Annotated in this window: 7 protein-coding genes; 3 read left to right on the plus strand and 4 right to left on the minus strand. The window is 37.6% G+C overall.

The window, feature by feature from the left end:
* Position 1: 1 nt before the first annotated feature.
* The 4 genes from trmB to holB are packed head-to-tail and all read right to left on the minus strand — an operon-like array spanning position 2 to position 3,724.
* Positions 2–790, minus strand: coding sequence for a tRNA (guanosine(46)-N7)-methyltransferase TrmB (trmB, locus tag FNN09_RS19725; protein ID WP_143304211.1), 789 nt, complete (start codon positions 788–790; stop codon positions 2–4).
* Between the two features lie 5 nt (positions 791–795).
* Complete coding sequence (locus FNN09_RS19730) at positions 796–1,287, minus strand: gliding motility lipoprotein GldH (protein WP_143304212.1); 492 nt, start codon at positions 1,285–1,287, stop codon at positions 796–798.
* The gene (locus tag FNN09_RS19735) at positions 1,265–2,560 is read right to left on the minus strand and encodes a regulatory iron-sulfur-containing complex subunit RicT (protein WP_143304213.1); all 1,296 of its coding nucleotides are present in this window, start codon (positions 2,558–2,560) and stop codon (positions 1,265–1,267) included. Before FNN09_RS19735 ends, FNN09_RS19730 begins: the two co-directional genes overlap by 23 nt.
* A 42-nt stretch (positions 2,561–2,602) precedes the next feature.
* Positions 2,603–3,724 (minus strand): DNA polymerase III subunit delta', encoded by a 1,122-nt coding sequence (gene holB, locus FNN09_RS19740; RefSeq protein WP_143304214.1) that lies wholly within the window; start codon positions 3,722–3,724, stop codon positions 2,603–2,605.
* 238 nt (positions 3,725–3,962) lie between these two features.
* Here holB and FNN09_RS19745 point away from each other — a divergent pair, with 238 nt between their 5' ends.
* The 3 genes from FNN09_RS19745 to FNN09_RS19755 all read left to right on the plus strand — a co-directional run bounded on the left by FNN09_RS19745 (position 3,963) and on the right by FNN09_RS19755 (position 6,503).
* The gene (locus tag FNN09_RS19745) at positions 3,963–4,742 is read left to right on the plus strand and encodes a radical SAM protein (protein ID WP_143304215.1); all 780 of its coding nucleotides are present in this window, start codon (positions 3,963–3,965) and stop codon (positions 4,740–4,742) included.
* 41 nt (positions 4,743–4,783) lie between these two features.
* A complete protein-coding gene (locus FNN09_RS19750) occupies positions 4,784–5,851 on the plus strand; it encodes a glycosyltransferase (RefSeq protein WP_143304216.1) in 1,068 nt (355 codons plus the stop codon).
* Between the two features lie 199 nt (positions 5,852–6,050).
* Positions 6,051–6,503: a hypothetical protein gene (locus FNN09_RS19755; RefSeq protein ID WP_143304217.1), complete on the plus strand. Its 453-nt coding sequence runs from the start codon at positions 6,051–6,053 to the stop codon at positions 6,501–6,503.
* The last annotated feature ends 194 nt before the right edge of the window (positions 6,504–6,697 follow it).

The raw sequence follows: 6,697 nt of genomic DNA on the forward strand, positions 1-6,697 counted from the left end.
TTTATTTGCCTTTTTTCCGAGATAAAGGATTGTTGATTATTGCATCTTTTTCTTTCACAACACCTCTACCCGCACTATGGTACTCATCAAATTCAATCTCAATATCTGGTTCAATCCAGGTTTCGCGGTCAACAAGATGAAATTGTAGATACTTAATGGATAAACCATGCTTAATCCATTTCGACTCATAATGTGTTTGTATCGAAAGTATTTCATCTACATAATCAGATCCGTATAAATCACTTTCATTCACTTCAACATCCAGCTTATTTTCCTTTACCATTTCTGATGTATAGGTATATAAAAAGTTGGAGTCTGTTTTTAAATGAACCAGACCATTGGGCTTAACAAATTGCTTGTATGCTTTTAAAAAACGAGTCGATGACAAGCGTTTATTCACACTTTTCATTTGCGGATCAGGAAAGGTAAGCCACACTTCGTCCACTTCGTTTTCCGCAAAAAAAGAAGTGATAAATTCAATACGTGTACGCACAAAGGCTACATTTTTCAAGCCCTTATTTTTAGCATCGGTGGCTCCTCGGTGCATACGAGCCCCTTTTATATCGATGCCGATAAAATTCTTTTCTGGAAACAGTTCAGCAAGCCCTACTGTGTACTCACCTTTACCACATCCTAATTCTAAAACTATTGGATGATCATTTTTAAAAAATTCTTGATTCCATTTTCCCTTTTTGTTGAAAGACTCACCTTTTAAAGGGTCAAAATCAGCTTCAAAAACATGCTCATAAGTCGCCATTTCGGCAAACTTCTTCAATTTATTCTTTCCCACTTTTACTATTCTTTAAAAGCTTCTGCTTCTTCAATTCTTAAACCAATATTATGAATTCCTTGTAAGTCTTCTTCTCGCATGCCCTGCACCACTCTAAAGGTATATAAACCTGTTTCAGCGAATTTAACATTGCGCTGATAGGGTATTTTCACATGATACAGATTACCCCAACCAGATCCTAACCAACGTCCAGCATCATCAGCCAAAATACAGTCTACTTTATTTTGCATGGTTTTTCCAGATGGACTTACCACCTCAATAAATAGCCACAAATTGCTATTGGGATAGTTTGAACGATTACGCACATTCACAACTACATCGTAAGCCTGTTGAGCACTCTCAATATCCACCTGAAAAACAGCCATAGAATCCATGTTCCAACCATTTTCGGGAATTGTTGCATATTGATCGAACACTACTTTTTGATCACAACTACTAAATGTAATCAAGCCAATCAGTAATAAAAGTAATATGCTATTCTTTCTTAGCTTGTCCATCACCACCTTGTTGTTTACGCTGATTATTTGGTTTAAAGCGACGCTTATTTCTGTTATAAGGCTTGTTACCTCCCGACTTAGCTTCAGGATTTTGTTTTTTATCCGTTTGCTTACCACTACTATTGTCGGCTTTTTGTTGAGTTCCACCTTTATTCTCTTGACGATTATTGGCTCCTTGCCTGCGCTTATTTGGTCTCTTTTTCTTTTTCTTCTGCTCGTCGAAACGCGTTAAGCTTTCCTGACCAATTACATTATCATAGGTTGGCTCGGCAATAATTGTCTTCACTATTTCATTAGCCAATTTATCAACTTTCTTCCCCCTACGGTTAATTCGTATCACTTCCTTAACCCGATCAACCGAAACAGATACAATTCCTGCAGGAAAATCTTTACTGGTACTGTACCACATGGTACGAGAAAAAATATCTGTTTTAAAGTGATAATAGCTTCCGTCTTGCGTTTCCAACACTACATTGGTTCTTGGGAAGTCACGCTGAGCATCAACATAAGCATCCAGCTCATAATTCAAGCAACACTTCAACTTACCACACTGACCCGCAAGCTTTTGAGGATTCAGAGAAATCTCTTGATAACGCGCAGCATTAGTCGTTACCGAAACAAAATTAGTCATCCAGGTAGAACAGCATAGCTCACGGCCACAAGGGCCAATACCGCCAATTCGTCCAGCTTCTTGTCGAGCACCTATTTGTCTCATTTCAATACGAACACGAAATGTTTCGGCCAATACCTTGATGAGTTGTCTAAAATCCACCCGCTCATCGGCGATGTAATAGAAAATTGCTTTGGTACGATCACCCTGATACTCAACGTCGCCAATTTTCATATTCAAATTAAGACGTTCGGCTATGCGGCGCGATTCCAACATGGTTTCGTGCTCCATTTCACGAGCCTCCTCCCATTTTTCAACATCGGCCTGCTTTGCTTTTCTATAAACACGCTTAAACTCAAAAGTATCGAGATTAATGTTGTGCTTTTTCATTTGTAGTAGCACCAACTCGCCTGTTAAGGTAACTGTACCAATATCATGCCCTGGCGATGCTTCAACAGCAACAATGTCACCTTTTTCAATACGTAAGGCATTGCTATTTCGAAAATAACCTTTACGAGTATTCTTAAATTGAACTTCAACAATATCGGTACTATTGACGCTATCGGGTAAATCATCGAGCCAATCATAAACATTAAGTTTACCGCATCGACTGGTGCACCCTGAACATCCTTTTTTCTCTGTATCTTGAATAATTTCTTCCATAAAATAAAATATAAAAGGCTCAATGACCTTGTGAATTGGTGCCTATTGCTTTAACAGCATAATAACTTTTAAGCACAAATCCATTAATATAATACGTGCATTCCCATTTTGTTCAAGATGAGAATGTGCCAAACTAAACTCTTCACTTAATTGAAGTACGTTTCCGTCGTTAATAAACGGCGAAAAACGAGTCGAAAAGTTTTCTTCCTCAGGTGTAAGATACAATAAATCCTGCTCCTGAATATTCATCATGAAATTTTCGCGAATTAATCGCAAGGCAAATTCAAAAAAGTTTTTTTGCCTCTCTTTTGACTGGCGATTCATGTCATCACACCAATCAATTAAATCAAATAACTTACGCCCATATGCCAGACGCATCATATTCACAAACTTATCGAAAAAATAAGTTCGCTCTTCCCCTTGGTTGATAATTTCTTTAGCCGCCACATAATTACCAACTGATAGCTTGGCAAAACGCTCGCACTCCTCTTTGCTCAAGTCATATTCAGATTGCAAGGCATTAGCTATATCACTTAATTCTAAGGATGGAACATTTAAACGTTGTGAGCGGCTTTGAATCGTCCCAAGTATATCATTCGGATTATCTGACACCAACAAAAACACCGTTCCCTCCGGAGGCTCTTCAAGCAACTTAAGCAATTTATTGGCTGCAGCAACGTGCATTTTTTCAGGCAACCAAATAATCATCACTTTGTACTTTGCTTCAAAGGTTTTAAAGTTGAGCTTTTTAATAATCTCCTGGCTTTCCTGACTATAAATCAAGCCTTGCTTATCAGCATCCAGAAAATTAAACCACTGATGAATGTCGAAATATGGATTACCAAGTACAAATTGTCTCCATTCGTGAATGTATGAATCACTCACTGGATTTTTGTGTTTAGCACTTTTTACAACAGGAAATACAAAATGTAAATCGGGATGAATAAGCTTCGAATACTTCACACAGGAGTTACAAACACCACAGGAATCATCGCCTTGCCTATCCTGACAATTAAGATATTGTGCAAAAGCTAATGCCAAGTTTATTTTACCAATACCTGCAGGTCCTGCAATTAGCTGAGCATGGCTAACACGGTTTTCTTTAACCATGCTTACCAATTGTTGCTTTATTTTATCGTGTCCTATTACCTCGTTAAACTTCATGAAGCAGCCTAAAATTCAAGTCATCAAAGATAGCAATTAAGTTGGTGTTGAAAAATGGCTTTCAAGAAGCCGTACATGCTGCCCTTATTATCATCGTGGCCAATAATTAATCCACAAACAGCTTAGCTCACTTCCAATAAAAGCCGCGCCTTAAACTCATTAATTAATACACATGACTTGTGTCAGCTCTTGTTAATTGTATAGGCTAATACATTACCTTTGCCGAAAATAGTTAAGCATGTCGGTTTTTTTATTTGATAAAATAGTTTTTGGTCCGGTGATGAGTCGCCGTTTAGGAGTTTCATTGGGTATGAACCTGATGCCTGTCAATCGTAAGGTTTGTTCGTTCGACTGTATTTATTGCGAATGCGGACTCAATGGGCAGTTAGGCGATAAAAACAGTCAAATACCAAGTCGTTCTGAAGTTAGAGATGCCTTATGCTCTAAACTAAAAGAAATGCAAGTTGAGGGTACAAAACCCGATGTCATCACTTTTGCTGGCAATGGCGAACCAACGCTTCATGCCGAGTTTAAAGGTGTAATTGAGGATACTATTGAGTTACGCAACACTTATTGCCCCAATGCCCGAATTGCAGTTCTTTCAAATGCATCTCGCTTACACAAACCAGAAGTTGTAGAAGCGCTTAAAAGAATTGATGATAATATTCAGAAGCTTGATTCGGGATTGAAAGAAACCATCATACGCCTCGACCAACCAAATTACGCATTCGACCTAGACAAAACGATACAGCAACTAGCCGATTTCAACGGACAACTTGTTATACAAACCATGTTTGTGGGCGGAGAAAAAGAGGGCATTAGCATAGATAATACTACTGAGGCAGACATTAGTTCGTGGCTTGATGCCTTGGACAAAATAAAACCTCAGAAGATAATGATATATACCATTGAGCGAGATACGCCTTATAATTCGCTCAAAAAAATACCACTCGACCAACTCAAAGCTATTGCTAAAAGGGCAGAAGAAAGAGGTTATGAGGTTTCTGTTTCTGGATAAATAGCACAACTGCCCATTCAATAGCTTATATTTACATTGTGATGGCCAAGCAGAAAAAAAGAAAAATATTGATATCCCCTCTTAACTGGGGTTTAGGTCACGCTACACGATTGGTTCCTGTAATTCAGGCATTGCTTGCAGATGGACACAGCATTTTTTTAGCAGGAGAATCACCCTCAATAGATATTCTTAAGGAAACCTTTCCACATCTACCCTGCTATGAACTGAAAGGTTTTAAAGTTCGTTTATCATCAGGTAAAAAACAGTGGAAAACCCTTTTAAGACAAACACCAGCTCTACTAAAGGCAATTGCTCAGGAAAAAAAACAAACCAAGAGCCTTGCTGAAGAGCATAACATTGACTTAATCATATCTGATAATAGGTATGGCGTTTATGCTAACAATATTCCATCGGTAATTATTACCCATCAAACAAAACCCAGCACTGGAAACAAGCTTTCGCTATTAAGGCTACTTAGCAACAGAATTAGTTATTTATGGCTAAAAAAATTCGACAGCTGCTGGATTCCTGATACTCCATATGCGAATAATTTATCAGGGAGCCTTTCTGATCCCTTAAAAAACATAAAATTGCATTACATCGGTCACTTATCACGCTTACACTCTTGCTCAGAAAACAAAGTAAACACTAGTGAAGTTTTAGTGATAATTTCAGGTCCAGAACCACAACGCACTCAGCTCCAAAACTTGATTATCCAAGTTTTCAATAACCGAAATGAGAATGTTATTATCGTTAACGGACAAATCAACAGCAAGACTCAGCAGATTAACAACATCCAAGTACTTTCAAATGTTAGTGCCAGTCATTTGAAAGAGCTTATCTCCAATAGCAGTCATATCATTTGCCGATCGGGATATTCAACATTAATGGATTTAGTATATTGTAAAAAAACAGCTCTGCTAATTCCCACTCCAGGACAATTTGAGCAAGAATATTTAGCACAAAGAGCTAGCCAACAATTTGGCTTCAACAGCCTAACACAAAGCAATCTTAACAAAGCTAATTACCAGACTATTCTATCACAAAGCCTAAGTTCAAAAACACTAATTGATTATCAAACATTACATCTACCGGAATTGCCATACTAATTGAACACAGATCCATTTCAACCTTAATTCCACCCCTTTCATCCTATCGTTTTAACTACTCGTCAACAAAAATGTAACTTTTATAGCTCGGATAAGTATTACCTAACAGTGACACAAATCACACATTGAGTTACTAAAATTATTGACAAATAGATCTATGGTTGCCACCCATCAGCAATAGGTTTTTATCAGAAACAACATGACAACGCTAATAATAACAGTACTGGCACTTACTTTTTCAGGACTTTGGTTTTGGAAAAAAGGATTAGCTCTTTTAGCAGAAAAAAATGCTTCTAAAGAACTAGAAAAGAAACTCTTTCCAAAAGGAAAAGAAGAGAAAGATGCCATTATGGAATCTCTAACAAAGATTACAAAAGGCAAATACAACCATGACTTATTACTTGATTACTTCCTGAAAATTAAAGGCTTACAAGTTGTTAATATGTACGATCCGGTTAACTTTTGGACCCGACGTTTTCTGATGAGCCCAACAAAACTAAAGCTCAATTACTTTGAACAGGTAAAGTTTTATGAGAGCTTTCTAAACTACCCAAATACATCAACACGGGTAATGACGACAACAACTGAAGATAACACATATATCACATCCGAATCAAATGGGGGCTTCTTTAAAGAGAGGCGGCTGGCTTAGTCAGCAAGGATTGAAAAGGGGGCAAGCGGAAAACAATCGCCGTTTGCAGGAAAGAAAAAAAGAGGGTGTCCAAAAACGGATTCCCTCTTTTTTCGTTCATAATCAATTGATTACAGCTGAGTTAGTTTGTTCATGTGCCTGATATTTAGTATCTTAAAAGCATGAAACAAATCAATTTCAAGCCCTATAATCAA

The organism is Carboxylicivirga sp. M1479, assembly GCF_007097485.1.
Taxonomy (GTDB): Bacteria; Bacteroidota; Bacteroidia; order Bacteroidales; family Marinilabiliaceae; genus Carboxylicivirga.

Excerpts from the sequence above, each read along its gene's own strand:
- FNN09_RS19730 (WP_143304212.1), bottom strand. The coding sequence starts at position 1,287 with ATGGACAAGCTAAGAAAGAATAGCATATTACTTTTATTACTGATTGGC.
- FNN09_RS19735 (WP_143304213.1), bottom strand. The coding sequence starts at position 2,560 with ATGGAAGAAATTATTCAAGATACAGAGAAAAAAGGATGTTCAGGGTGC.
- holB (WP_143304214.1), bottom strand. The coding sequence starts at position 3,724 with ATGAAGTTTAACGAGGTAATAGGACACGATAAAATAAAGCAACAATTG.
- FNN09_RS19745 (WP_143304215.1), top strand. The coding sequence starts at position 3,963 with ATGTCGGTTTTTTTATTTGATAAAATAGTTTTTGGTCCGGTGATGAGT.
- FNN09_RS19750 (WP_143304216.1), top strand. The coding sequence starts at position 4,784 with ATGGCCAAGCAGAAAAAAAGAAAAATATTGATATCCCCTCTTAACTGG.
- FNN09_RS19755 (WP_143304217.1), top strand. The coding sequence starts at position 6,051 with ATGACAACGCTAATAATAACAGTACTGGCACTTACTTTTTCAGGACTT.